This window comes from Brenneria tiliae (assembly GCF_023347575.1).
GTDB lineage: Bacteria > Pseudomonadota > Gammaproteobacteria > Enterobacterales > Enterobacteriaceae > Brenneria > Brenneria corticis.
The window spans coordinates 206317-228846 of record NZ_JAKPCB010000099.1 but is presented as its reverse complement, the minus strand read 5'-3'; the positions used below and the strand labels follow the sequence as shown (position 1 = coordinate 228846).

General features: G+C 54.6%; 18 protein-coding genes. 6 read left to right on the top strand and 12 right to left on the bottom strand.

The window, feature by feature from the left end:
- Window positions 1-37 precede the first annotated feature (37 nt).
- Window positions 38-1702, top strand: a complete 1665-nt coding sequence (locus MFP24_RS14815; protein WP_249230968.1) for a methyl-accepting chemotaxis protein — start codon at window positions 38-40, stop codon at window positions 1700-1702.
- Window positions 1703-1823: 121 nt separating this feature from the next.
- Here the strand turns inward: MFP24_RS14815 and MFP24_RS14810 are convergent, their stop codons facing one another.
- Together MFP24_RS14810 and MFP24_RS14805 are read right to left on the bottom strand one after the other, a co-directional pair.
- Entirely contained in the window at window positions 1824-3293 is a 1470-nt protein-coding gene (locus MFP24_RS14810) for a PepSY-associated TM helix domain-containing protein (protein ID WP_407062011.1), read from the bottom strand.
- 168 nt (window positions 3294-3461) lie between these two features.
- Window positions 3462-3881, bottom strand: coding sequence for a DUF2946 domain-containing protein (locus MFP24_RS14805; RefSeq protein ID WP_249230970.1), 420 nt, complete (start codon window positions 3879-3881; stop codon window positions 3462-3464).
- 505 nt (window positions 3882-4386) lie between these two features.
- Here MFP24_RS14805 and MFP24_RS14800 point away from each other — a divergent pair.
- Both MFP24_RS14800 and mdoH read left to right on the top strand, forming a co-directional pair.
- On the top strand, window positions 4387-5955 hold the full coding sequence (locus MFP24_RS14800; protein WP_249230971.1) for a glucan biosynthesis protein G: 1569 nt from the start codon (window positions 4387-4389) through the stop codon (window positions 5953-5955).
- Complete coding sequence (gene mdoH, locus MFP24_RS14795; RefSeq protein ID WP_249230972.1) at window positions 5948-8497, top strand: glucans biosynthesis glucosyltransferase MdoH; 2550 nt, start codon at window positions 5948-5950, stop codon at window positions 8495-8497. The genes MFP24_RS14800 and mdoH overlap by 8 nt, the downstream gene beginning before the upstream one ends.
- Before the next feature lie 162 nt (window positions 8498-8659).
- Here mdoH and mdtG read toward each other — a convergent pair whose 3' ends face one another.
- Together mdtG and MFP24_RS14785 are read right to left on the bottom strand one after the other, a co-directional pair.
- Window positions 8660-9862 (bottom strand): multidrug efflux MFS transporter MdtG, encoded by a 1203-nt coding sequence (gene mdtG, locus MFP24_RS14790; protein ID WP_249230973.1) that lies wholly within the window; start codon window positions 9860-9862, stop codon window positions 8660-8662.
- Window positions 9863-10048: 186 nt separating this feature from the next.
- Entirely contained in the window at window positions 10049-10969 is a 921-nt protein-coding gene (locus MFP24_RS14785; protein WP_249230974.1) for a Kdo(2)-lipid IV(A) acyltransferase, read from the bottom strand.
- A 415-nt stretch (window positions 10970-11384) separates the two neighbouring features.
- On the opposite strand from MFP24_RS14785, the gene trhO reads away from it, so the two are divergent.
- Window positions 11385-12455, top strand: a complete 1071-nt coding sequence (gene trhO, locus MFP24_RS14780; protein WP_249230975.1) for an oxygen-dependent tRNA uridine(34) hydroxylase TrhO — start codon at window positions 11385-11387, stop codon at window positions 12453-12455.
- A 58-nt stretch (window positions 12456-12513) separates the two neighbouring features.
- Here the strand turns inward: trhO and MFP24_RS14775 are convergent, their stop codons facing one another.
- From MFP24_RS14775 to pyrC, 6 genes are all read right to left on the bottom strand, one after another.
- Window positions 12514-13089: a YceI family protein gene (locus tag MFP24_RS14775; RefSeq protein ID WP_249231155.1), complete on the bottom strand. Its 576-nt coding sequence runs from the start codon at window positions 13087-13089 to the stop codon at window positions 12514-12516.
- A gap of 29 nt (window positions 13090-13118) precedes the next feature.
- A complete protein-coding gene (locus MFP24_RS14770; protein ID WP_249230976.1) occupies window positions 13119-13673 on the bottom strand; it encodes a cytochrome b in 555 nt (184 codons plus the stop codon).
- A gap of 457 nt (window positions 13674-14130) precedes the next feature.
- The gene (gene bssS, locus MFP24_RS14765) at window positions 14131-14385 is read right to left on the bottom strand and encodes a biofilm formation regulator BssS (protein ID WP_249230977.1); all 255 of its coding nucleotides are present in this window, start codon (window positions 14383-14385) and stop codon (window positions 14131-14133) included.
- A 218-nt stretch (window positions 14386-14603) separates the two neighbouring features.
- Complete coding sequence (locus tag MFP24_RS14760) at window positions 14604-14861, bottom strand: hypothetical protein (RefSeq protein WP_136168031.1); 258 nt, start codon at window positions 14859-14861, stop codon at window positions 14604-14606.
- A gap of 164 nt (window positions 14862-15025) precedes the next feature.
- Complete coding sequence (gene dinI / locus MFP24_RS14755; protein ID WP_249230978.1) at window positions 15026-15265, bottom strand: DNA damage-inducible protein I; 240 nt, start codon at window positions 15263-15265, stop codon at window positions 15026-15028.
- Window positions 15266-15362: 97 nt separating this feature from the next.
- On the bottom strand, window positions 15363-16412 hold the full coding sequence (pyrC, locus tag MFP24_RS14750; protein WP_249230979.1) for a dihydroorotase: 1050 nt from the start codon (window positions 16410-16412) through the stop codon (window positions 15363-15365).
- Window positions 16413-16573: 161 nt separating this feature from the next.
- Between pyrC and MFP24_RS14745 the strand changes: the two genes are divergently transcribed.
- Complete coding sequence (locus tag MFP24_RS14745) at window positions 16574-16861, top strand: putative quinol monooxygenase (protein WP_249230980.1); 288 nt, start codon at window positions 16574-16576, stop codon at window positions 16859-16861.
- A gap of 93 nt (window positions 16862-16954) precedes the next feature.
- Here the strand turns inward: MFP24_RS14745 and rne are convergent, their stop codons facing one another.
- The gene (gene rne, locus MFP24_RS14740) at window positions 16955-20353 is read right to left on the bottom strand and encodes a ribonuclease E (RefSeq protein WP_249230981.1); all 3399 of its coding nucleotides are present in this window, start codon (window positions 20351-20353) and stop codon (window positions 16955-16957) included.
- 570 nt (window positions 20354-20923) lie between these two features.
- Here rne and rluC point away from each other — a divergent pair.
- The gene (gene rluC, locus MFP24_RS14735; protein ID WP_249230982.1) at window positions 20924-21880 is read left to right on the top strand and encodes a 23S rRNA pseudouridine(955/2504/2580) synthase RluC; all 957 of its coding nucleotides are present in this window, start codon (window positions 20924-20926) and stop codon (window positions 21878-21880) included.
- A 50-nt stretch (window positions 21881-21930) separates the two neighbouring features.
- Here the strand turns inward: rluC and MFP24_RS14730 are convergent, their stop codons facing one another.
- Window positions 21931-22515, bottom strand: a complete 585-nt coding sequence (locus tag MFP24_RS14730; protein WP_249230983.1) for a Maf family protein — start codon at window positions 22513-22515, stop codon at window positions 21931-21933.
- Between the last annotated feature and the right edge of the window lie 15 nt (window positions 22516-22530).

Sequence of the window (22530 nt, the reverse complement as noted above, 5' to 3'; positions counted from 1 at the left end):
CAAATGCAGATGGAAAGGATGAATAAAGGAGATTTTAATGAGTTTATCCAACTGGCGTATAGGATATCGATTAGGGGCGGGGTTTGCTTTCCTGGTTTTAATGCTGCTGATTGTGGGAAGCGTTGCTATAACCATGCTGACTGATTTTAATAATAAAATGGATGATATTGTCACGCGGGATTATCCATTGACGGTGAAAAGCAATCAGCTGATTGATGAGTTAAACGCCTTTCTTAATAATCAACAGTTGCTGCTATTGCTGAAGTCAGAAGCAGAGGTTAACCAGCAACTGGAACTTACCAAAGCGAGTTCAGTAAAAGTATCTCAATTAATGGAATATCTGCACAAACATGTGGATGACGCAAGGTCGCTGGCGATATTGAGCTCCATCGGAGACATTCGCAGAGACTTCCTCGCCTCGGCCAATAAGCTGTCGGGGTTTGCCGTTGCGGGCGATCAGACCGGCGCAACGGCCGAGTATTTCAATGTTACCCGCGTCGTCCAGCAGAAGTACAAGGATAAGATTGCCGAGTTGATTGAATCGCAAGATGCCAAAATGGCGGCGTCGGCGCAGGATGTTGCTGAAAGCTACCGGGAAACCCGCACTCTTATGGCAATCGTCATCATTGCCAGCATCATCGCCGGGCTGATTATTGCCTCGCTGATCACCCGCAGCGTTACGCATCCGATACAGGAAGCGTTGGCGATCGCGGAGAATGTCTCTAAAGGCGATTTAACCTCGCAAATCCGTGTCACCCGTAAAGATGAAGCCGGGATGTTGCTGACGGCGTTGCATAATATGAATATCAGCCTGCGGCAAATCGTCAGCCAGGTGCGGGACGGCGCGGAGACGATTTCCAGCGCGGCATCGCAGATTGCGGCCGGTAACCAGGATCTTTCCGCCAGAACGGAGGAGCAGGCCAGTTCGCTGGAGGAAACGGCGTCGTCGATGGAACAGTTGACGTCGACGATAAAAAATACCGCCGACAATACGCTGCAGGCCACCGAGCTGGCCGCCGACACCTCGGAAACCGTGAAGAAAAGCGGCGCAATGATGGAGAAAGTGACGCAGGAAATGCGCGGCATCCGGGATTCGTCGCAGCGCATGGCCGAAATTATCGGCGTGATTGACGGCATCGCTTTCCAGACGAATATCCTGGCACTGAATGCCGCGGTAGAGGCGGCGAGGGCGGGCGAGCAGGGGCGGGGATTCGCCGTCGTCGCCAGCGAGGTTCGCGCCTTGGCGCAAAGAAGCGCTACCGCCGCCAAAGAGATTAAAGAGTTGATCGATGATTCCTTCAAGAAGGTTCAGGACGGTATGGGGCTGGTAGAGGACACCGGCGTCACGATGAATTCACTGGTGACCAATGTTCAGGGCGTTAACGGCATCATCAGTGAAATTGCTCAGGCGAGTCGTGAACAGAGCGACGGCATTAACCAGATTAACCTGGCCGTGGGGCAGATTGACACCACGACCCAGCAAAACGCGGCATTAGTTGAAGAATCCGCCGCCGCGGCGCTCTCTCTACAGGATCAGGCGCATAGCCTTACCCAAACGGTCAGCGTGTTTAAACTGGGTTCGGCGTATACGGGAGCGGCATCAGACAGAAAAGCGGCAACGGCGGTTCTGCCCTCCCCGGAAGAGACCGTTCCCGCGAAAGAGAAGAAAGCGGGAGAACTGGCGGATTGGGCGGCGTTTTAAGCTAATCCGGCATTATTCCTTACCATTTCTGCCCGCCATTGCCTAATCCAATGGCGGGCTTTTCCTGCCTGCCGCCTTTCAGGCGCTCGCCGGCGACGCTTAAAAGCGCATCCGTCGCTTTTTAATCAAGCGCCGTCTGACGCGTTACCGTTCGACTCCGCTGCCAGCGAATAACGTCAATCAATATAAAGAGCAGCAAACTGACGCCCATCACCGGCAGGCATATCGCCAGCAGGCAACTGACGGCTACCAGCAGTACCCTGGAGAAAAAATTCACCTGCAAGAGCGCGCCGGTCAGCGTTTTAACCGGATTATTGCCGTCGCCGTGCCGTGGCCGCCGCAGCCACCACATCCGGTATCCCCAGACAATCATGGTACAGAGGCCGAGACCGAAAGCGGCCAACAGAATCTGATTCGGCAGGCCGAACAATACGCCCATATGCGCATCAACCCCCCAGCGGGTCAGTTTGGCGGCCAGCGGAAAGGTGGTGAAATCCGTTTTGTCGACGATCTCCAGCGTCGCGGGATTAATGGCAACCGCATCAACCTGCGTCGGCCAGGCGCGGTCAATTTCTGAAACTGTCCACGCCTGGCCGGGTCTGGACGCGGGTTTTATTTCGATTTTTTTGGCATCAATGCCCGCGTCTCTGGCTATGGCCAATACCCGATCAAACATTTCAGGGGGATTATCGACAGCCTGAGGCATCGGCATCGGGGCGTGATGCTCCGCATGTTCATCCGCGGGCATATCCGCGGGCATAGTAGGGTGGCTATCGGCGCCATGGTGATGGGCCGATAGCGTCGCAGGTTCGCCGATAAGCTGGGTTTTCACCGCCGGGGTTTGCCAGCCTAACAGGCTACGCGCCACCGAAATATTGCTGCCGGCCCATTTTGACCAGGTCAGGCCGGTGGCGGAAAAAAACAGCAGGCCAAGCAGCAGGCATAGTCCCATAACGGTATGCCAGCGGCGCAAACGCCGCTTTTGCGCCGCCGGCGTCCGCGGCGCTTTTTTATTACGCCGTCTGCCCGTGGTCGCCGAATGCCGGGTGGCTCCCCAGATTAGCACCCCGCCCAACGCAGCGACCCATAGCCAGGAGGCGGCAAGTTCACTGTAATTTCGCCCGATATCACCGAGCAATAATCCCCGATGCAGGTAATCAAGCCAGGTACGGAAAGGCAGGATACCGCTGGTGCCATAGACGGTTTCATCGCCGCGAATTTCCAGCGATGCGGGATCGATAAAGATAGCCCTGCTTTCCGACGGCCCCAGTTCAGGAGAGGCGAACATCACCCTGGTGGTTTCGCCCGGTGCGGCCGCGGGGCGCAGCGCGGTTAATTGCGCCTTATGGCGATGTCCCAGCGCCGTCTGGGCGGCCAGGATCTGCGCTTCCAGCGATTGGGGCGCGCCATGACTTTGGGTAAAAAGCTGATGAGCGTAAAGCCGGTTTTCAATTTGCGGCGTCAGTACGTATAGCGTACCGGTAAGCGCGGCAATGAAAATAAAAGGCCCGACAAAAATACCGATATAAAAATGAAGACGGATAAATAAGGCGATCATCGCGGCACGTGGTGATACGGCGTCTGACGGCATTATCCCGGATAACGCGGCCGCGGGCGGCGATGCCTGAGTTTTGGAATGCGGCATAAAACACCTTCTGAAGTCGGTTGGCAGGAAAATGACCAGAACCAACGCCATACCTGTAAAAGGTATCGTTGTCTGGTTTGCTGGAGAAATGCCCGTAGGCTTACTGATATATATTCAGTAAGGGGGCGCGCGCGGCGCGGGCGAGACAAATCGCGTTAGCGGGATGATGCGGGAGGAGAAGGCTATCGCCCGGGTACGGGATAGAGTCGGCGTTAGTGCAAGGATAATGCCGCCGACGTCAGCCAACGCCGGGGTGTAAGAAAAGAGAACGCAATAGCCGCAGGCCGCATGATCCATCATTGATACGGGCTGGGGGTGAGAAGAAGGGGGCGTTTGACCATGACGCGCGCCGGAAATTTGATGTCCGGCGTGATGATGCTCTGCTGAAGCCGTTGCTATGCTTAAGGTTTGACTGATAGCGCGATCGTGGTGCGCCAGCGTTTGTGAAATCACTGGCGCAATGAAAATGGTCAGCGTGGCGAAGATAGCGAGCCAGGCTGGAAAACGTCGTCGTCGCAACAGGGACAAAAGCATAGCGAGATGATGTAAGCCGTATCGAATTCAGTGACGGATACTGTACCTTATCCGTGCGGTTTTCGTTATACAAATGTTTGTTTACCACATGTTTCCTGTGAATAAACGGCATCACGTGTTATTACATAAATACGGCCCGTCGCGTTCCATGCGTGGTGCGGATGGATAAATTACCCGGTTCGATAAACGGAATATTCCTGCAGCCAGATAGTACGGATATCCGATATTTTATGGATAGGTATGCTTAAAAATTATTAAGATTTTTCTTAGTTGGTCTTTTGGGGAGTAATTTTCAATTTTTTCAAACAATAAAGTCTTACTGATGCTGTCCGGATTGAGGGATGGGTTGCTCTTTGCGTAAACGCGGGACCGGTTTATCATCTATTGGCGCTCTCGTTGCTCAAACGCTGACCTATTATGATGAACCATACCTTTATCAAGTTGTCGGAAAGCTAACTTATCCATTACTATGGATTTAATTTGAAGCACACGTACAGGGGGAGTTGTGCTGGTTAATAAATGTGGATTTAAAAAGCGGGCCGTCGGCCTTCGCTGGCTTTCAGCGGTCGTCGTGTTGTCGTTAAGCGCCGCGCCGGCTTGGGCATTTTCGATTGACGATGTTGCTCAACAGGCGGAGAAGTTGGCGGCGAAAAGTTTTGAAGCGCCGAAGAGCAATCTTCCGGCACCGCTGCGTGATATGAAATTTGCCGACTATCAGCAAATTGTATTCAATCACGAAAAATCATACTGGAATACGTTGCAGACGCCGTTCAAATTACAGTTCTATCATCAGGGGATGTATTTTGATACGCCGGTAAAAATTAATGAAGTGACTGCCACAACGGTAAACGAGATTAAATATTCGGCAGATTACTTTAATTTTGGCTCGGTCAATCACGATCCCGAAACGGTGAAAAACCTTGGTTTCGCCGGTTTTAAAGTTCTCTATCCGATTAATATAGCGGATAAAGACGATGAAATTGTCAGTATGCTGGGCGCCAGTTATTTCCGTGTGGTCGGTAAAGGCCAGGTTTACGGCCTGTCCGCTCGCGGGCTGGCTATTGATACCGCGCTGCCTTCCGGTGAAGAGTTTCCGCGCTTTCGCGAGTTCTGGATCGAACAGCCGAAACCGAACGATAAACACCTGGTGATCTACGCATTGCTTGATTCGCCGCGCGCGACGGGCGCCTATCGCTTTGTGGTCTATCCGGGGGGCGACAGCGTTATTGACGTTCAGGCCAAAGTCTTCCTGCGGGACAAGGTCGGTAAGCTGGGCGTGGCGCCGCTTACCAGTATGTATTTGTTCGGGCCGAATCAGCCCACTTCAACGCAGAACTACCGCCCGGCGCTGCATGATTCAAACGGCTTGTCGATTCACGCCGGCAACGGCGAGTGGATTTGGCGGCCCTTGAATAATCCCCGGCATCTGGCGGTGAGTACCTATGCGGTGGAAAATCCGCAAGGATTTGGTTTGCTGCAGCGCGGCCGCGCTTTCTCCGCTTATGAAGATCTTGACGATCGCTACGATCTGCGTCCCAGCGGCTGGATTGAACCGAAAGGCGAGTGGGGCAAAGGTAAGGTCGAGCTGGTTGAAATTCCGACGGCGGATGAAACCAACGACAATATCGTCGCTTTCTGGACCCCGGACGTGTTGCCTGAAACCGGCAAGCCTCTGGAGCTGAAATATCGCCTGCGTTTCACCCGCGATGAAGAGAAACTGCATTCACCAGATGTCGCCTATGTTCAGCAGACCCGTCGCTCCACCGGGGATGTTAAACAGTCGAACCTGATCCGTCAGCCCGATGGCACTATTGCTTTTATCGTGGACTTTGTCGGACCGACGCTAAAAGCGCTGGATGAGGCAACCCCCGTTGCCTCTCAGGTCAGTATCGGCGAAAACGGCGAGATTGTTGAAAGCAGCGTTCGCTATAACCCGGTGACCCACGGCTGGCGTTTGACGCTGCGTTTGCGCGTGAAAGACACGAAACAGCCAACGGAAATGCGGGCTGCGCTGATTAATGGTGAAACAACATTGACTGAAACCTGGAGTTATCAGCTACCTGCCAATGAATAAGTCAACTTCCTCTCTCGATTACATCGAGAAATTGCCCTTGCCTGCCGAGCAGGCGAGGGTTCTGCGTGAAAAGCTCTCACCGTCAGAGATTATCGATCAATCGGCATTGCATCAGGCATTGGCCGGCGACGACCAGGTCCAGGCTCAGGCGGAAGAAGATGCCGCGCTGAGTTCGGTTCAGGCTCGTCTGGAAATGGCCTGGCCCGACGGCCTGAATAACGGCGCTCAACTGGGCAAGGATACGCAAGGGCGGACCGCATTGAAGGCGATGCCGACGATCGCGCGTTCCTCCATGTTTCCCGATGTCTGGCGTACTAATCCGCTGGTTCGCTGGTGGGAAAGTTTACTGGGCCGGACGGTGCCGCCTCGCCATCACACTACCCCAGAAGAGACCATCGCTGAAAACCGATGGCGCTTAGTGGGGACGGTACGGCGTTATATCCTGCTGATTCTGACGCTTTTTCAGACGGCGATTGCCACCTGGTATATGAAAACCATCCTGCCTTATCAAGGCTGGGCGCTGATCGATCCGTTTGAAATGGCCGGTCAGCCGTTGATGCAATCTTTCCTGCAACTGCTGCCGTATGTGTTGCAGAGCGGCATTCTTGTGCTGTTCGCGGTGCTGTTCTGCTGGGTTTCCGCCGGTTTCTGGACCGCCCTGATGGGGTTTCTGCAACTGCTGATCGGACGGGATAAGTACAGCATCTCTTCCACCACGGTTGGCGATGAGCCGCTCAATCCGGAACATCGTACCGCGCTTATCATGCCTATCTGCAACGAGGATGTCGCGCGGGTTTTTGCCGGCCTGCGCGCCACCTATGAATCCGTGGCCGCCACCGGGATGCTCGATCACTTCGATATCTATGTGTTGAGCGACAGTAACGATGCGGATACCTGCGTCGCCGAGCAGAAAGCCTGGATGGAGCTTTGCCGGGATGTGGGCGGGGCGGGACGAATCTTTTATCGCCGCCGCCGCCGCCGGGTAAAACGCAAGAGCGGCAACATTGATGATTTCTGCCGCCGTTGGGGCAGCCAGTACAGCTATATGGTTATTCTGGATGCGGACAGCGTCATGAGCGGCGAATGTCTGACCTCTCTCGTCCGGCTGATGGAAGCGAATCCGAACGCGGGGATTATCCAGTCCTCGCCGAAAGCGTCGGGCATGGATACGCTGTATGCGCGTTGTCAACAGTTCGCCACCCGCGTCTACGGTCCGTTATTTACCGCCGGGCTGCATTTTTGGCAACTGGGCGAATCCCATTACTGGGGCCACAACGCCATTATCCGGGTGAAACCCTTTATCGAGCACTGCGCGCTGGCGCCGTTGCCGGGCGAGGGTTCGTTCGCCGGCGCCATCCTTTCCCATGACTTTGTCGAAGCGGCATTGATGCGCCGTGCCGGATGGGGGGTGTGGATCGCCTATGACCTGCCGGGCAGCTATGAAGAGTTGCCGCCTAACCTGCTGGATGAGCTGAAACGCGATCGCCGCTGGTGTCACGGCAACCTGATGAACTTCCGGCTGTTCCTGGTTAAAGGCATGCACCCGGTTCACAGGGCGGTATTTCTGACCGGGGTGATGTCTTACCTGTCGGCGCCGCTATGGTTTATGTTCCTGATGCTGTCGACGGCTTTGCAGGTGGTGCATACCCTGATGGAACCGCAGTACTTTCTGCAGCCCAGACAGCTATTTCCGGTATGGCCGCAGTGGCGTCCGGAGTTGGCTATCGCGCTATTCTCCACCACGCTGGTGCTGCTGTTTTTACCGAAATTATTAAGCGTGATTCTGATTTGCGCCAAAGGCGCGAAGGCCTATGGCGGCGCTTTCCGGCTGTTTATTTCCCTGCTGATAGAGATGCTGTTCTCCGTGCTGCTGGCGCCGGTCAGAATGCTGTTTCATACCGTCTTTGTGGTTAGCGCTTTCCTTGGGTGGTCGGTACAGTGGAAATCGCCGCAGCGTGACGACGACGCCACCCCCTGGAAGGAAGCCTTTATTCGCCACGGTTCCCAATTAACCCTGGGGCTGGTTTGGGCGATAGGGATGGCGTGGCTGGATCTGCGTTTCCTGTGGTGGCTTTCGCCGATCGTCTTCTCATTGATTCTTTCGCCGTTTGTCTCGGTTTATTCCAGCCGCGCCACGCTGGGGCTGGCTTGTAAACGCGCCAAACTGTTGCTGATCCCTGAGGAATACGAACCGCCGCGCGAACTCGTGGCCACCGATGAGTATTGCCGGTTGAATCGTCAGCGCAAACTGGAGCATGGCTTTATTCAGGCGGTTTTTGATCCGTCGATCAATGCGCTGGCCAGCGCGATGGCCACTGCCCGTCATCGTTTCAGCCAGGCGATTGAAGCGGTACGCGAGCAGAACGTCAACGGTGCGCTGGGGCGCACACCGCAAGAGGTCGACAATAACCAGCGCCTGGCGCTGTTAAGCGATCCGGTGACGATATCCCGTCTCCATTACCGCTTATGGCAGCAGCCGGAACGGTACGCGGCGTGGTCCGACTATTACCGCGAATTACCGCCGCCGGTTATCAAGGGTTAATCGCTTTTAGGTTGATGACCCCCTCCCAGCCTCCCCCTTGCCAGGGGGAGGAGCTACAATCGTTGCTCCCTCCCCTGCGAAGGGGAGGGTTGGGGTGGGGTTAGCCGCCGATGGGATAACAACGCCCGGCCTGGCGGATTAATCCCCCGGCAGCTCAATTCTTTAGGAACGGCGCTGTAAACTTCGCCAGGAGTAAATCACGTTGAGCAGCACAACCAGCGCGGTAACGATAAACACCGCCCGGAAACCGTAGGTCGCGGAGATGGATGCGCCGATCAGCGGGCCCGCCACATTGCCCACATCGCGGAACGACTGGTTATAGCTGAATATCCGTCCGGCGACCTGGTTGGATGAATGATAAATCAGCAATGTCTGCACCGCCGGCAGTAACGCCCCGTCCGCCGCCCCCAGCAGGAAACGAAGCACGCCCAACTGCCAGGGTGTCTGAACAAAGGCCATTGGAATCAACAATAAAACCGATATAACCAGCATGGCGATCAGAATGCGCTCCGGGCCGATTCTGTCGCCCAACTTTCCCAATCTCGGCGCGCTGATAAGCGCGGATACGCCGGGAATGGCGGCGATCATACCGCTGATAAAGGCCAAATTTTGCGTATGCCCGGCTAAATCGCGAACGAATAGCGTGAGTATCGGCGACACCGATCCCGTGGCGACCTGAATAATCAACGTGGTAATAAACAGACTTAATACCAGCTTGGGGTTTTTCAGCGACGTCATCACCTGACGGCCGCTGAGCATGTCTTTTTTACGGATGGTGGTAAAACGTTCCCGAACGTAGATCAGGGTGATCAGAAAGCAGATAAACAGCACCGCGGCGGTGATGAAAAATACCGGGCGTAAGCCATAGGTATCCGCCAGATAGCCGCCGATCAGAGGGCCGATAAGCGCACCGCTCACGGCGCCGGTTGACAGCGTTCCCAGCGCCCATCCGCTTTTATTGCGCGGAACCTGAGTGGCGATTAATGCATTGGCGTTGGGAACAAACCCGCCCAGAATACCGAGGGCGGCGCGCAGGAACAGGAATTGCCATATATTTTGCGCCAGGCCCATAAGTATCATCACGATGCACATACCCAGCGCGGAGCGTAACAGCATCAGCTTACGGCCCTTGCGGTCGGCGAGTCGTCCCCAAAAAGGGGAGGCGATGGCGGAGAAGAGAAAGGTAATGCTGAAAACCACGCCGGACCACATATTCAGCGCTTCGTGACCGGTGACGCCAAGCTGTTCAACGTAGAGCGGAAGAAACGGCATGACCAGGCTGAATGCGGCTCCAGTGAAAAAACAGCCTAACCAGGCAACATAAAGATTACGCTTCCAATCAATAGGCTCCGCTTCTGGTGTCATAAGTTTCCGTTAACGTATTGCTGTTTTTATGGGTGAGGGCAGGCAAAAAGGTAAAAATCAGTTATTGCATAACAGGCTATCTATTAAGTATGAGCCGCTTAAATGATATCGGCAAGATAATCATCATAAGCCGGAGTCAGGCTGAAGACCATCCACGGCGCGCCGTGGATGGTCGCTTTATCAGGGTTAATAGAGCGATGCTTCGCCGTCCGGGCGGGTTTTAAAACGGCGATGCAACCACATATACTGATCGGGCGCCAACAGGATATTTCGCTCGACAATCTTATTCATCCAGGTCGCGGCGGCGGCTTCGCTGGCGAGAGGAATGCCCGTCTCAACCGGCTGAATCAGCAGCTCATAGCCCCTGCCTCGCGGCAGGCGGCGCGGCACAAAAGGCACAATGGCCGGCTTGGCCGCTTTGGCCAGCATATAGCTTCCCACCGTGGTGGCGGCTTTATCAACGGCAAACAGCGGTACGAATACGCTGCTGCGCGGACCATAATCATGATCGGGCGCGTACCAGATAATTTCACCCTGTCTAAGCGCCCGGATCATGCCTTTCAGATCCTTCCGGTCGAGCATCGATTTGTTGGAGCGCATTCTTCCCCAGGTCTGCAGCCAGTCAATCACTTTATTATCGTTAGGACGATAGACGCCAATGCCGGCATTATGAATACCGAAGATGCGAGCGCCCAGTTCCAGCGTCAGAAAATGCAGACCGATCAGCAAGATACCCTGATTTTCCTCACGTAACCGCCGGATATGCTCAAGTCCTTTTACCGTAAACCAGCGTTCTATACGCCAGTCGGGCCAGAACCAGGCCATGCCGGTTTCAAGTATCCCCATCCCAACGGCCTCAAAGTTTTTTCTGACCAATTCCTTGCGCTCGGCGGGCGGCATATCCGGAAAACATAGCTCAAGATTGCGGGTGGTGATTTCAACACGACGCGGCAGCAGGCGTACCGACAGATGACCGAGACCGGTGCCGATACGATACAGCAGGGGATAAGGTAGAAATACCACCAGATAAAGCATGCCGACGCCCAGCCAGGTTAACCAATAACGCGGGTGCAATAGTGAACGATTAAAAACAGGGATTTGTGTCATGGTCTCAGTATCAAATTCTGGTGCGTGCAGGCACTCGACTTGCAAAAGAATAAATGGAATCTCCACTCGACAGGATAGAGTATTGCGGCACTTTCATGGGAAAACAAATTTGTGAGGCGCTATAGCCCGATTTTTATACAAAAAACAAGTGAATATATAATAACATCAACAACCGGCGGTTGGTAATCGTTGCCGGCATCAGGATGGATAGGTCCGGCCAGCCGCTGATGCCGGGCCTCGTATCCAGACGGTCGCTTTGCTCGATCTTTTACTATAAGCATTCATATCCCGCCATCAATTTCACCTCCTGACAGCGATTGCGCTATCAGGTATGATGCCGGGCCGTTGCGCCGATCAGGATAAATCCGGCGCTGAGCGGTAACGATTAACCTCAATGAAGACAGGAAAGTACACCATGCCAGTGTTACATAACCGGGTTTCCAATGAGGAGCTGAAAGCGCGCATGCTGGCTGAAACCGAGCCGCGTACTACAGTCTCTTTCTATAAATATTTCACGCTAGACGATCCCAGGGCGTTCCGCGATCGTCTGTATACCCAGTTTGCGCCACTCAAGGTATTTGGCCGCATCTATATTGCGGCGGAAGGTATCAATGCGCAGATCAGCGTGCCGAATAATCGGTTCGCCGCCTTTAAAAACGTACTGTTCGCCGCCCATCCCGCGCTTGACCAGGTGCGGCTGAATATTGCGCTGGACGATGACGGCAAATCATTCTGGGTTCTGCGCATGAAAGTTCGCGACCGCATTGTGGCCGACGGCATTGATGACCCAACCTTTAATCCGGCGCACGTCGGGCAGTATCTGCAGGCCGAACAGGTCAACGCCATGGCGGACGACCCCGATACGCTATTCGTCGATATGCGTAATCATTATGAGTACGAGGTCGGACACTTTGAGAACGCGCTGGAAATCCCCTCGGATACCTTCCGCGAGCAGCTGCCGATGGCGGTGGAGATGCTCGATCATCAGCGGGATAAAAATATCGTCATGTACTGTACCGGGGGGATCCGCTGTGAGAAGGCGAGCGCTTATATGCTCCATCACGGTTTTAAACATGTTTACCATGTTGAGGGCGGCATTATCGAGTATGCCCGTCAGGCAAAAGCTCAAGGGCTGCCGCTGAAATTTATCGGCAAAAACTTTGTTTTTGATGAACGGCTGGGCGAACGCATTTCCGATGAGGTGATCGCCCATTGTCATCAGTGCGGCGCCGCTTGCGACAGCCATACCAACTGCCGTAATGAAGGCTGCCATCTGTTGTTTATCCAGTGCCCGGCGTGCGCGGAAAAATATGCCGGCTGCTGTAGCGCGGCCTGCCAGCAAGAGCGGCAATTGCCGCTGGAAGAGCAACGCGCCCGCCGCAGCGGCCGTGAAAACGGCATGAAGATTTTTAATAAATCGAAGGGATTATTGCAATCCACATTAGGTATTCCTTCATCGCCCGCGGAGGGGAAGGCAAAGGAATGATATTAAAAAGCCCTTTCATATAACTGAAAGGGCTTTAATCGCACGTGGCGCCAGGCGTTTATTTCTGACGCACGCCTTCGACGGAAATGATCAATTCAACCTCTTGAGACGCGGGTCCCAGGTCGGTGGTGATATTAAAGTCTTTCAGCTTGATGGTTCCTTCCGCTTCAAAGCCGGCGCGATAGTTTCCCCAGGGGTCGCTACCCTGGCCGATCAGTTTTGCGTCCAGCTTAACCGGTTTGGTTACGCCGTTTAAGGTCAGGTCGCCGGTGATATCGTACTCATCTCCGTCTTTTTTCACTTCCGTGGAGGTGAAGGTGGCTTGCGGGAACTTGGACACATTCAGGAAGTCCGCGCTGCGGATATGCTTGTCGCGCTCGGCGTGGTTGGTATCGACGCTGTTGGTGTTGATGGTGACATTCACCTTATCAGCCGCGGGGTTCTTTTCATCAAAAGTAAAACCCCCGTCAAAATCGTTAAAGCCGCCATAAATCCAGCTATAGCCCAGATGGTTGATGCGGAATTGAATAAACGCGTGCTGACCTTCCTTGTCGAACTTGTAATCGGCGGCCAGGGCCGCTCCGGCGGAAGCCAGCAGGGAAAAGGCGGTCAGGCCCAGTAGTGTTTTCTTCAGCATTGGTATTTCTCCATAAATCCAGAAAGTTAAGGGATGTGGCGACCCAACATCCGTTTCAACGTCGTATCACCATCTATAAAGTGGTGCTTTAATGCGGCCAAACCGTGCAGTACTGACAGAGCTACCACCACCCAGGCAAGATAAAGATGCACGGTGCCGGCAATATCGGCCTGATCCGTCAGGCCGCTTACTGTAGCCGGAATAGAAAACCAGCCAAAAACTGAAATCGGTTGTCCCTCTGCCGTGGATATCAGATAACCGCTGATAAGTATCGCAAACAGCACGACGTAGAGGGTAAGGTGCGCCAGCGTGGCGCTGATGCGGGTAAAGGTGGAATAACTGCTTAGCGGTCGTGGCGGGGGAGAAATGAAACGCCAGATAACCCGGAAGATCATCACGGCGAAAAGCAACATTCCGATGCTTTTATGGATTTCGGGCGCGCGGTGATACCACACATCATAATATCCCAACGTTACCATCCACAGCCCTAGCGCAAACATGCCATAAATGGTCAGCGCGGATGCCCAATGGAGAAGAATGCTGATATGACCGTAACGCGACGAGGTATTACGCCAAAGCATGTTGATGACTCCTTATCAGGTAACGTGAATACTGGGGCAAAACTAAACAGCTAGAAACACAAAATCAATATAAAATTGCCAATCATAACAATAACGCAACCTTGAACAGTTTTTTTGAATTTAAATTCATATCTTATTCAATCTAATTATTGCAATTAAGAAAGAAAATAAAACCGGCAGGGCCTGACTTTTCAAAAGCGATAGCGCGCGGGATAGCGGCGGACAGAAATATCAACGTTCACCCTCTATCTTATTCGCTGAATAATTATGTAACGGGTCACTATCGGCGGCGAGCCTGAGCTCTGGCTTTCAATGAACGGCGAGGGCGAAGAAAGGGAAAATGGCGGCTGGCGTTTAAAATAACAACACCGTCATAAAGACGGTGTTGTTATGGGCGGTTGTGAAGCAAAAAATCGATAAATCTGGTATAAAATAATATTAACAGCAATATCAATGGTTAATGCTTGCGATAATCAAGCGTCTGACAGTCTGTTGATTCAATCTTGGCAATGCCGGCTTCAAGTATATGTATAAGCTGTCTGGCTACATCCGTCGTTAACCATAACGTCCGGTCAACTTGCGCTTCATCTGGAGCCTGATCCGAGGTGGATAAATAGTGTAAACGGATCATCATGGCGTCATAACTGTCAACGGTACTGATGTCCCAACCTACAAGAGGATGTGTCTGAATAACTTCATTTTTTCTATCCATAAATACCCCTTATTGACTAGTTACCAACATGAGTGACTAACGAGGTTTAAGGTGGCTCCTTATTTAGAAGAGCTTTATTAGTATATCGCCGCTTATTTGATTTATGGGAAATATTTTCAAAAAAACTGCAAAAAAAAGCGTTGGGCGATAATTAAACAGTCTGGAGCGCGCATTTATTTGTCCCAGACTGGGGCGAGGAATAGGGAGAGATAACAGCGCTATTCGCTATTTAAACCGGCGTTTTTCTCCAGCGTGGCGGCGAAGTGGGCAAGATGTTTTTTCATCAAGGGATCCCGATTCTCATTTTGCGATTCCAGCTTCAGATTGTGGATCAGCAACTGGTTTGCTTTTTCATCAAGACAGAAGACCAGAGATGAAAAGGCAAGCTCCAATGCGTCAATTTTCCGCTGCTGTGCCCCGATCAACTCCAGCAGCTCACCGAATGTCATTGCTTCTTCTGGTTTTTCTACTGCCATAATCGCTATCCTCAGTCATAACTAACACGGTGGTGAAATGCCCGGTACCAATGGTTGTTACCGCGTATAACCAAATTTTTCAATAGACTACACAACATGCCAGAACGCGACGCATAAAGCGAGAGCCAGTCTTGCGGTGCATGGCATGAAATATGCCGACGCGATTATTCAGGTATAAACCAGTCGTCCGCGCTTTCCCAGGTTTCTTGCAGAATTTCGGATATACGCTCTTTGTCATCTTTGCCGGCGCCCAGCACGGTAAGGCTATTGCCCGCCGCGTAACGAACCTGAACCGGGATATCGGGGTACTGCACATGAATACGCCGTCCCAGTTCATTGGTCAGCGCCTCAATGGCGCCTGCCGGCAAAGGGGATGACTTCGCTATGGTAATGTCTACACGCATAATTGCCTCCGGTGTTTAACTGTTTATTTATACAGTTATTAAGCAGGGAGGACAAGCGGTGAAGAAAAATTCATCGCTGACTGAATCAGGTTATCACCTAAGCGTTGCGAACGGACCAGCCAAGGCGTTGTCCCGCGAGAAAGGGAATCAATGATTCATTCCCCAGTGAAATTTCCTCCGGGAAGGTCACCGGACTGCGGTAGAGTTCGATCCAGTCCTCATTCACCGGCAAACCATAAAAATGCGGGCCGTTCAATGAACAAAACGCCGCCAGTTTGTCCAACGCATTGATCTCATCAAAAACGGTCGCGTAGGCGCTTAATGCCGCCTGCGCATTAAACACCCCGGCACAGCCGCAGGCGGATTCTTTACGGTGTCTGGCATGGGGAGCGGAGTCGGTGCCGAGAAAAAGCCGGTTACAGCCGCTGGCGACGGCATCACGCAGCGCCTGCTGATGAGTATTCCTTTTCAGGATGGGCAGGCAGAACAGATGTGGGCGAATTCCGCCAACCAGCATATGGTTGCGGTTGAACATTAAATGCTGGGGGGTAATGGTGGCGGCAAGATACTCATTACCGGAGACGACATACTGCGCGGCTTCTTTGGTGGTAATGTGCTCGAAGACCACTTTCAACTCGGGAAACCGTCGACGCAGCGGCTCCATCACGGACTCGATAAACCGGGCTTCGCGATCAAAAATATCTACCGCGGGATCGGTCACTTCGCCATGAACCAACAGCGGCATGCCGATATTTTGCATCTTTTCCAGTATCGGGTGGATAGTGGCGATGTCGGTTACGCCGTGACTGGAGTTGGTGGTGGCATTGGCCGGATATAATTTTGCGGCGGTGAAAACGCCTTGCTCAAAGCCGCCGGCGATCTCGGCGGCGTCCAGCGAGTCGGTCAGGTAGCAGGTCATCAACGGCTGAAAATTATCCCCCTCGGGGATTGCAGCAAGAATGCGCCGCCGATAGGCGATGGCGCTCGCCACGCTGGTGATGGGCGGCGTCAGATTGGGCATCACGATGGCTCGGCCGAAAAAACGGCTGGTGTACGGAAGAACGGTTTCCAGCATCCGATCGTCGCGTAAATGAAGGTGCCAGTCGTCAGGGCGGGGGATTTTCAGCGTCTCGGGCAGTGCGGTCATGAAATGTGGCTCCGGCGGTCAGTGGGTTTCGGGACTGATACGGCGGGGAATAAGAATAAGGGCAAAGCTTGTTGAATGCATCCGTTTGTTGATGAATGCTTGAAATTAACCACGGATAGGCATTTCATACCTTATCTTTTGTAAATTAAATAAGGACTACCATGGAAATCCGCATCGTTGCCAGTTTACAGGCTAAAGCCGAGTTTATTGAAGAGGTTGGCGCCGCAGTGAAGCAAGTTGTGGCGCCCAGCCGTCAGGAGCCGGGCAACTTGCAATACGATCTGCATGAAGAGATCGGCAAGCCGGGAGCCTTTGTCTTTTTTGAGCGCTGGAAAAGTCAGGCGCTGCTGGACGAGCATGAACAGAGCGAGCACTTTCAGCATCTGGTGTCCCAGCTTGCAGGGAAAACCACCGCGATGGAGATAAAGCTGCTGCAATATCTGGACTGATAAAAAGGGAGCAGAGTTCAGCTCGCTGTCAGCAAGTCATAATAAAACACCCGCCGATTGGCGGGTGTTTTGTGCTATTGGCAACGCGGCGGATTATTCGCTTACCGCCGGCGGTTTGGTCGCCGGCGCCGTAGCCTGGTTAACTGCCGCGTGGCCGCCGGCGGCGCCTTTGCCGGCAAACTGATACTCAGGACGCCGCCAGTCGCTTTGACGCGCCGGTTCCGGCTGATAGTCCGGGGCCGGGGCTTTCGTCATCGGCGCCGCCGCGTGAAGCTTATAGCGAGGCGCAGCGGAAGCGCCGGCGTCGACCTGAGTTGGCTGAACGGCCGCCTCGGCAGGCGACTCGACCGCGGGGCTTGCCGCCGCCGTATCGCGCGCCGGGGAACCTGCCTCAGCTTCAGCCGCCGGCGTTTTTTCCTCCTCGACCGCCTGCGGCAGAGAAATCACTGCATCCGCCGGCGTCTCCGAGGCTGTTTCGACAGCCGCATCCGCCGGCGTCTCCGAGACCGTTTCAACAGCGATATCGGCCGGCGTCTCCAAGGCTGTTTCGACAGCAACATCGGCCGGTGTCTCTAAGGCTGTTTCAACGGCCGCGCTAGCGTCAATCGGCGCCTCTGCAGCAGAAATTTCCTCGGTTGCGTCGGTTGCCGCAACGGTGGCGTCATCCAGCGCCGCCGTCTCACTAACCGCGGCTTCATCCGCCGGCGTGTCCGTTTGGTCCGCGGCCGATGGTTCTTCCACGGCCAGAGGCGCGGGCTCTTGCGCTGCTGGCGGCACGACTTCTTCAGCCTGCTCCGCTTTAGCCGCCGCGGTAATCGTCTCATCCGCTGCGCTCGCCGGCTCCGCTTCTACCGTCGGCGTTTGCTGTGTTACGGTCTCGATAACCGGGACGGCGGCATCCACCACGGCCGGCAGCAGAGGCGTGGCGGCAGAAACGATATTCTCTTCCGCTGCCTGCTCCTCGGCCTGCTCCAACTGCGGGGATTGCGCGACAGGATAGCTAATCCATACTTTACCCGACGCGATTTCCGGCGAAGCGGAGGCGTATTCCAAGGATATCGGCGACTGCAATGGATAACGCTCATCACGGTAACGACGACGACGCTGACCGCTAACGCGCAGATGGCGCGGTGAACGGCGCGAGCGGCGCGGCATTCCACCGTTTTCGGCGTTGGCGCCGCGGTTGGCGTCAAAGGCCGAGGTATTTTCCGCCTCGTCATTGTCAGTGACAATCTGTTCATCGACGGGATTGGACTGCACCGGCGTCGTTTCAACCGCCAGTGCCGGCGTCACCTCTTCAACCGCGTCATCGCTTGCGGATTGCACGCGGATCTTCTGCGTCAGATGGCGACGCTGACGGCGCGGCATAACCTGCGCGGGCTTATCCTGTTCGTCGATGCTCTCTTCCGGTGCGTCGACCGCGGCCTCGATAACCGCGTTTTGCGCCTTCACTTCCTGCTGCTGGCGTTTTTCATCCGGACGACGACGCTGACGCTCCGCGCGCGGTTCACGACGCGGCTGTTCGTCGACGGCGGCTTTTTCAGTTACTTCTACCGCCGGTGTTTCAGCGACGACTTCGCTATGCTGCTGGCGTTTGTTGCGGCGTTGATCTTCGCGTGGTTCACGATTGTCGCGTGACCCGCGATCGCGGCGGTTATTGCCTTGACGGCGCGAATGACGACGTTCCTGACGTGGCGCATCACCGGCGTTCGCCGGCTCGTTTTTCTTCTCATCCGCGGTATCTACGGTTTCCACCGTCGGTTCGGCGGCGAAAATGCCTTTCAGGGCGCCGAGGAAACGGCTGACGATCCCCGACTGGGCAGGAGCCGCCTGGGCAGGCGCAGCGGCTTTTTCCACCGCCGGCGCTTTCTCTTCCGCCGGCATGTCAGGCATGGTGAAGGTGGCCAGCGCCGGCTGTTCGGGCAGTTTACGTTCTGCCGTCTGTTCTTCCTGCAATTGCTGCGCTTCGGTTTCCAGCAGCTGCGGCAACAGATAGCTGAGCGTGGGTTTCTCTTCGCCCTTGCGCACGCGCACCACGGAATAGTGCGGCGTTTGCATACCGTCATGGGGAACGATGATGGCGCGAACGCCGCCCTGACGGGTTTCGATGGCGTTGACCGCATCACGCTTCTCGTTCAGCAGATAGGAGGCAATCTGCACCGGGACGATGGCGTGAACTTCTTTGGTGTTTTCCTTCAGCGCTTCTTCTTCAATCAGACGCAGAATCGACAGCGAAAGCGATTCATTATCGCGCACGGTGCCGGTGCCGCCGCAGCGCGGGCAGACGTGATGGCTTGATTCGCCCAGCGACGGGCTGAGGCGCTGGCGGGACATCTCCAGCAGGCCGAAACGTGAAATCCGGCCGATTTGAATGCGGGCGCGATCCTGGCGTACGGAATCCCGCAGGCGGTTTTCCACTTCGCGCTGGTGGCGCACCGGCGTCATATCGATAAAGTCGATCACGATCAGTCCGCCCAGGTCGCGCAGCCGCAGCTGGCGGGCGATTTCATCCGCCGCTTCCAGGTTGGTATTGAACGCCGTCTCTTCAATATCGCCGCCGCGCGTCGCGCGCGCCGAGTTGATATCGATCGCCGTCAGGGCTTCCGTGGTATCGATAACGATGGAGCCGCCTGAAGGCAGGCGCACTTCGCGCTGGAAGGCGGATTCAATCTGGGACTCAATCTGATAGTGGCTGAACAGCGGGATTTCACCGCTGTAAAGTTTGATTTTACTGCTGAAGTCGGGGCGGCCCAGTGCGGCGATATGCTCTTTGGCGCGCTCGAGGATCTTGGGGTTGTCGATCAGAATTTCACCGATATCCGGACGCAAATAGTCGCGGAAAGCGCGCACAATCACGTTGCTTTCCTGGTGAATAAGGAACGGAGCCGGACGGCCTTCCGCCGCTTTCTTGATGGCTTCCCAGTGTTTCAGACGGAAAGCCAGATCCCATTGCAGCGCCTCGGCGGATTTACCCACGCCGGCGGTACGCACAATCAGCCCCATGCCGTCGGGCAACTGTAAAGAGCCCAGCGCCTCTTTCAGTTCGGTTCGATCGTCCCCCTCGATACGGCGTGAAATACCGCCGGCGCGAGGGTTGTTCGGCATCAGAACCAGATAGCTGCCGGCCAGGCTGATAAAGGTCGTCAGCGCCGCGCCTTTGTTGCCTCGCTCTTCTTTATCTACCTGAACAATGACTTCCTGACCTTCGCGCAAGACATCTTTGATGTTGGGACGACCGTGAGAGGAGTAGTTGCTGGGAAAATATTCGCGAGCGATCTCTTTGAGAGGGAGAAAACCGTGTCTTTCGGCGCCATAATCAACAAAAGCGGCTTCAAGACTGGGTTCAATACGGGTGATTTTACCTTTGTAGATATTCGCTTTCTTCTGTTCATGACCGGGACTTTCGATGTCCAAATCGTACAGTCGTTGGCCATCAACCAAGGCGACACGCAACTCTTCCTGTTGAGTCGCGTTAATCAACATTCTCTTCATCTTTAACTTACTCGTTATTTTTACTTACATTATTGATAGAGCTGCGGACAAAAGAACCGCATGACCGGAGTGAACCGATGGCCTCGTGGCTTATCGCAGGGACGTCAACCTCCCGGTTGTCGCCTGCATGGAGGCGCATTTTTCGGTAGCCTGTATTTCCTGATGGAAAACAGCGCGTTTACTGAGGGAACAGCTTCTGAATAATGTCGCCAGATCTGATTCCATTTGCCGGCCAAGCTGCAATCCGCAGCCCGCTAACTGCTTGATATCACATTACGTCTTACGCCATTGCTGCGTGTCTGCGTCATCAGGCAAACTTATTAATTCCGCAATTTTCCTTGTTTAACTGCAAATCAGCACGGAAAACGCGAAAAGCATTATTCCATTGCTGACACCGTTATAGCAAGGTGACTTTGCCCGCCAGTATAAAGATAGTGCGCGAACCGGTGGCGGCTGAGAGCAATTTCAGACAAACCTGTGGGTGCAACGCTATCTTCAACGGTCAGACTGACAGTTAAGCACAGAAAAAGAAGTGGCGCTATCCAAGCGCTCTATTTAGAATCGCGCATCATGAAAACAGACAACCCCACAGTACAATTCGTGACGATATCCGCCGATGAGGCCGGACAACGCATTGATAACTTTCTGCATACCCGCTTAAAAGGTGTGCCTAAAAGCATGGTTTATCGCATCCTGCGCAAAGGCGAGGTGCGGGTAAATAAAAAAAGGGTCAAGCCGGAATATAAGCTGCTGGGCGGGGATGAAATCCGCATTCCCCCGGTCAGACAGGCCGAACGCGACGATGCGCCAGTATCGGCCAGCCTGGGGAAAGTCGCCGCCCTGGCCGATTGCGTCCTCTATGAGGATGACCATCTGCTGGTGCTCAACAAGCCTTCCGGCACCGCGGTTCACGGCGGCAGCGGGCTGAGCTTCGGCGTGATTGAAGGGCTGCGCGCCCTGCGCCCGGAAGCGCGTTTTTTGGAGCTGGTTCACCGCCTCGATCGCGATACGTCCGGGGTGCTGCTGGTGGCCAAAAAGCGTTCGGCGCTGCGTTCGCTGCATGAACAACTGCGCCTTAAAGGGATGCAGAAAGACTATCTGGCGCTGGTGCGTGGTCAGTGGCAGTCCCATTGCAAGGTAGTACAGGCGCCGCTGCTTAAGAATATTCTGCAAAGCGGCGAGCGTATCGTGCGGGTCAATAGCGAAGGCAAGCCTTCCGAGACGCGCTTTAAGGTAGAAGAGCGTTTTGAGATGGCGACGTTGGTCCGCGCCAGTCCGGTCACCGGCAGAACCCATCAGATCCGGGTGCATACCCTGCATGCGGGTCATCCGATAGCCTTTGACGACCGTTACGGCGATCGCGACTTTGACCGTCAACTGGCGGGAACGGGGCTGAAACGCCTGTTTTTGCACGCTCAGGCGCTGCGTTTCGCACATCCCAATACGGGGGAAACGCTGCGTATCGAGGCGCCCCTGGACAATCAGCTGCGCCACTGCCTGCAAATACTGCGCAAGTCAAAGGCGTAGCGGGGCGATCCTTTGCGGGATAGCGGACCCGCCGCTATCCCGTTCGCGGGTTATATCGTCAGCGGATTAATCCCTTCAACCCGCAGCATCTGCGTCAGCGCGATTAAAGGAAGGCCGACCAGCGTATTGGGATCGCGCCCCGATAATTTATCGAACAGCGTAATGCCCAGCCCCTCGCTTTTAAAACTGCCGGCGCAGTTCCAGGGCCGCTCTTTTTCCAGATAGCCCTCTATTTCCTGCGGCGTCAGAGTTCGAAAATGGACCTCAAAGGGTTCGACCACCTGCTGTATCCGCTGGCTGGCGCTATTGAGCAGCGCCAAACCGGTAAAAAAAGTGACGCGCCGTCCGCTGGCCTGCTGTAGTTGCCGCACGGCGTTGGCCTTGTTATGCGGCTTTCCGGTAATCGCGTCATTTAAAACGCAAATCTGATCGGCGCCGATAATCAGGTGATTGGGGTAGCGCGCCGCCAGCGCGCGCGCCTTGCTTGCGGCCAGCCGGGCAACCAGTGTGACGGCGTCTTCGCCGGGGTACGGGGTTTCATCCACCTCGGGGGCCGCGCAGGTAAAAGGTAGATTGAGTTTTTCCAGCAGCGACCTACGGTAGGCCGAGGTTGACGCGAGAACGATCTGATACATAATTTTTTTATAAAC

Excerpts from the sequence above, each read along its gene's own strand:
- MFP24_RS14815 (WP_249230968.1), top strand. The coding sequence starts at position 38 with ATGAGTTTATCCAACTGGCGTATAGGATATCGATTAGGGGCGGGGTTT.
- MFP24_RS14810 (WP_407062011.1), bottom strand. The coding sequence starts at position 3,293 with ATGCCGTCAGACGCCGTATCACCACGTGCCGCGATGATCGCCTTATTT.
- MFP24_RS14805 (WP_249230970.1), bottom strand. The coding sequence starts at position 3,881 with ATGCTTTTGTCCCTGTTGCGACGACGACGTTTTCCAGCCTGGCTCGCT.
- mdoH (WP_249230972.1), top strand. The coding sequence starts at position 5,948 with ATGAATAAGTCAACTTCCTCTCTCGATTACATCGAGAAATTGCCCTTG.
- mdtG (WP_249230973.1), bottom strand. The coding sequence starts at position 9,862 with ATGACACCAGAAGCGGAGCCTATTGATTGGAAGCGTAATCTTTATGTT.
- MFP24_RS14785 (WP_249230974.1), bottom strand. The coding sequence starts at position 10,969 with ATGACACAAATCCCTGTTTTTAATCGTTCACTATTGCACCCGCGTTAT.
- trhO (WP_249230975.1), top strand. The coding sequence starts at position 11,385 with ATGCCAGTGTTACATAACCGGGTTTCCAATGAGGAGCTGAAAGCGCGC.
- MFP24_RS14770 (WP_249230976.1), bottom strand. The coding sequence starts at position 13,673 with ATGCTTTGGCGTAATACCTCGTCGCGTTACGGTCATATCAGCATTCTT.
- bssS (WP_249230977.1), bottom strand. The coding sequence starts at position 14,385 with ATGGATAGAAAAAATGAAGTTATTCAGACACATCCTCTTGTAGGTTGG.
- MFP24_RS14760 (WP_136168031.1), bottom strand. The coding sequence starts at position 14,861 with ATGGCAGTAGAAAAACCAGAAGAAGCAATGACATTCGGTGAGCTGCTG.
- dinI (WP_249230978.1), bottom strand. The coding sequence starts at position 15,265 with ATGCGTGTAGACATTACCATAGCGAAGTCATCCCCTTTGCCGGCAGGC.
- pyrC (WP_249230979.1), bottom strand. The coding sequence starts at position 16,412 with ATGACCGCACTGCCCGAGACGCTGAAAATCCCCCGCCCTGACGACTGG.
- MFP24_RS14745 (WP_249230980.1), top strand. The coding sequence starts at position 16,574 with ATGGAAATCCGCATCGTTGCCAGTTTACAGGCTAAAGCCGAGTTTATT.
- rne (WP_249230981.1), bottom strand. The coding sequence starts at position 20,353 with ATGAAGAGAATGTTGATTAACGCGACTCAACAGGAAGAGTTGCGTGTC.
- rluC (WP_249230982.1), top strand. The coding sequence starts at position 20,924 with ATGAAAACAGACAACCCCACAGTACAATTCGTGACGATATCCGCCGAT.
- MFP24_RS14730 (WP_249230983.1), bottom strand. The coding sequence starts at position 22,515 with ATGTATCAGATCGTTCTCGCGTCAACCTCGGCCTACCGTAGGTCGCTG.